At 76.0% G+C, this 3,058-nt stretch carries 2 protein-coding genes and 1 pseudogene; all 3 read left to right on the forward strand.

The annotated features are described in order from the left end of the window. A pseudogene (locus tag IE98_RS47545) lies at positions 1-119 on the forward strand (electron transfer flavoprotein subunit alpha/FixB family protein); the annotation flags it as partial. A 232-nt stretch (positions 120-351) separates the two neighbouring features. After that, positions 352-1,755 (forward strand): acyl-CoA synthetase, encoded by a 1,404-nt coding sequence (locus IE98_RS0141310; RefSeq protein WP_030277849.1) that lies wholly within the window; start codon positions 352-354, stop codon positions 1,753-1,755. A gap of 170 nt (positions 1,756-1,925) precedes the next feature. Continuing rightward, entirely contained in the window at positions 1,926-2,984 is a 1,059-nt protein-coding gene (locus IE98_RS0141315; RefSeq protein ID WP_030277851.1) for an NUDIX hydrolase, read from the forward strand. Positions 2,985-3,058 lie beyond the last annotated feature (74 nt).

Raw genomic sequence — 3,058 nt, forward strand, 5'->3', positions numbered from 1 at the left:
TCGCCATCAACAAGGACCCCGAGGCCCCGATCTTCGAACTCGTCGACTACGGCGTCGTCGGCGACCTCTTCACCGTCCTGCCCCAGCTCACCGCCGAGGTGAAGGCCCGCAAGGGCTGATCCCCGCGAGCTGGTCCACGCACGGCGCAGGAGGGCGCGGCACCCGGGAGACCGGGGGCCGCGCCCTTCGCCGTTCCTGCCCCGGGCCGCGCCCTTCGCCGTTCCGGGCGGGACCGCGTCCGCACCCGGCCCCGAGCCCGGACCGCACCGGTTCCGCGGCGGCCTTCCGGGGTGTCCCGGGCGGTGGGGCGTCCCCGCGTACCCGGTCGGCCGGCCGCGTAGAGTCCGGACCATGGGACTGCTGACGGCACTTGAGGGCGGACACGGGGACCGGGGCGACGCGGTGGTGGTCGACGGCCGGTCGATGTCGTGGGAGGAACTGCTCGGCGCGGCCGGCGCGGTGGCCGAACGGGTCGCCGGGGCATCCGCGCTCGCCGTGCTCGCGCGGCCGACCGCGGAGACCGTGGCGGCCGTGGTCGGCGGGCTGCTGGCCGGCGTCCCCGTAGTGCCGCTGCCGCCCGACTCCGGGCCGAAGGAGCGCAGCCACATCCTCCGGGACTCCGGCGCCGAGCTACTGGCCGTCCCGGCGGGGGAGCGGGCGGAGGACGCCGAGGCGGTACCGGTCGACCTCGGCGCGCGCTCCGGTGCGACCTTCGCCGAGCCCGCGCCGGATCGCCCCGCCTTCGTCCTGTACACCTCGGGCACCACCGGCGCACCGAAGGGAGCGGTGATCCCCCGCTCTGCGGTCGCCGCAGGCCTGGACGGCCTCGCCGCCGCCTGGCGCTGGACCGCCGACGACACCCTCGTCCACGGCCTCCCGCTCTTCCACGTGCACGGGCTGGTGCTGGGCGTGCTCGGCGCGCTGCGCACCGGCAGCCGCCTGGTGCACACCGGACGGCCCACACCCGGCGCGTACGCCGGCGCGCGGGGCAGCCTGTACTTCGGCGTGCCGACCGTCTGGTCCCGGGTCACGGCGGACGACACCTCCGCACGGGCGCTCTCCGGTGCCCGGCTGCTGGTCTCGGGCAGCGCGCCGCTGCCCGTCACGGTCTTCCGGCGGCTCGCCGAGCTGACCGGCCACGAGCCGGTCGAGCGCTACGGGATGACCGAATCGCTGATCACCGTCTCCACCCGGGCCGATGGCGAGCGCCGCCCCGGAAGCGTGGGCCTGCCGCTCGACGACGTGCGGACCCGGCTCGTCGGCGAGGACGGCACGGAGGTCCCCGCCGACGGCGAGTCCGTCGGCGAGCTGCAGGTCGCCGGGCCGACCCTGTTCGCCGGTTACCTCAACCGCCCCGATGCCGACGCGGAGGCCTGGACGGCCGACGGCTGGTTCCGGACCGGCGACGTCGCGGTGATCGGCCCGGACGGCTTCCACCGGATCGTCGGGCGGGCCTCCGTCGACCTGATCAAGAGCGGCGGGTACCGGATCGGCGCGGGCGAGGTCGAGGCCGCCCTGCGGGACCACCCCGAGGTCTCCGACGCCGCCGTGGTCGGGGTGCCCGACGACGACCTCGGCCAGGCCGTGGTCGCCTACGTGATCCCCGACGGGCCGGTCACCGGCGAGCGGCTCACCGCCTTCGTCGCCGAGCGGCTCTCCGTCCACAAGCGGCCTCGGCGGGTCGTACTGGTGGACGAACTGCCCCGCAACGCCATGGGAAAGGTGCTCAAGAAGGAACTGCTCGACCGGGGCTGACCGACCCGCCCGGCATGTGCCCGGTGGCCGGACGCCGACGCTGCCGGGCACCGCCAGGCATGGGACGGCGGCCCGTACGGGTACCACCGGTGTGGCGCGGGGGCCGGAGCACGGACTCCCGCCGCCCGGTGCGTGGGGCACCGGGGTGGGCCGAAGGCAGGGGATGCTCTGTGATCGTCTGGGTCAATGGCACGTTCGGCGCGGGGAAGACCTCCGCGTGCCGGGAACTGGTGGAGCTCCTGCCGGGGAGCCTCCTCTTCGACCCCGAACTGGTGGGTGCGGGACTCTGCCGACTGCTGCCCGCCGACCGGCTGGCCCCGGTCACCGACTTCCAGGACCTCCCCTCCTGGCGGCGCCTGGTGCCGGAGGTCGCGGCGGCCCTGCTCGCCGAGGTGCCGGGGCCGCTGGTCGTCCCCATGACGCTGCTGCGCGAGGACTACCGCGACGAGATCTTCGGGGCGCTCGCCTCCCGCGGGATCGCCGTCCACCACTTCGTGCTGGACCCTGACGAAACGATCCTGCATGAACGGATAGCCGCCCGGGAGGAGGTCCCCGGGGACCCGGAACGCAGCGAACGCGTCCGCCGCTGGTGCCTCGACCACCTGCCCGCCTACCGCTCGGCCAGACGGTGGCTCGGCCGCGACGCCCAGCTCGTCGACACCACCGGACTCACCCCCGAGCAGACCGCCCACCGCCTGGCCCGGCTCGTCGAGGACGGCAGCGCGCGCTGCCCGATCGTGCAGAGCGCCGATCCCACCGGCGACACCGTCGCCGCCGCCGTCCTGCTCTTCGACGAACAGGACCGCGTCCTCCTGGTCGACCCGGTGTACAAGCCGGCCTGGGAGTTCCCCGGCGGCGTCGTGGAACGCGGCGAGGCACCGACCGACGCCGCCCTGCGGGAGACCGCCGAGGAGCTCGGCCTGCACCTCGACGCCCATGCGCTGCGGCTGCTCGCCGTCGACTGGGAACCCCGGACCGGACCGCGCCGGGGCGGCCTGCGGCTCGTCTACGACGGCGGCCGGCTCGGCGCCGAGGCCCGGCAGCAGCTACGGCTGCAGGCCGAGGAGCTGCGGAGCTGGCGCTTCGTGACGCTCGACGAGGCGGCCGGGCTGCTGCCCGGCGCCCGACTGCGACGGCTGGCGGCCGCCCTGGACGCCCGGGAGCGGGGGGAGCTGCGGTACCTGGAGGCCGGACTGCCGGCGGCGGTCGGGGTCGCTGCGGCCGGCTGACGGGGCCGGCTGACGGGGCCGGCTGACGGGGCCGGCGGGCGGGTTGGGGGTGGTGGAGGTGCGGGGGTGTGGGA

Source organism: Streptomyces sp. NRRL B-24484 (genome assembly GCF_000717715.1).
Taxonomy (GTDB): domain Bacteria; phylum Actinomycetota; class Actinomycetes; order Streptomycetales; family Streptomycetaceae; genus Kitasatospora.

Coding starts and splice junctions, on each gene's coding strand:
- IE98_RS0141310 (WP_030277849.1), top strand. CDS start 352: ATGGGACTGCTGACGGCACTTGAGGGCGGACACGGGGACCGGGGCGAC.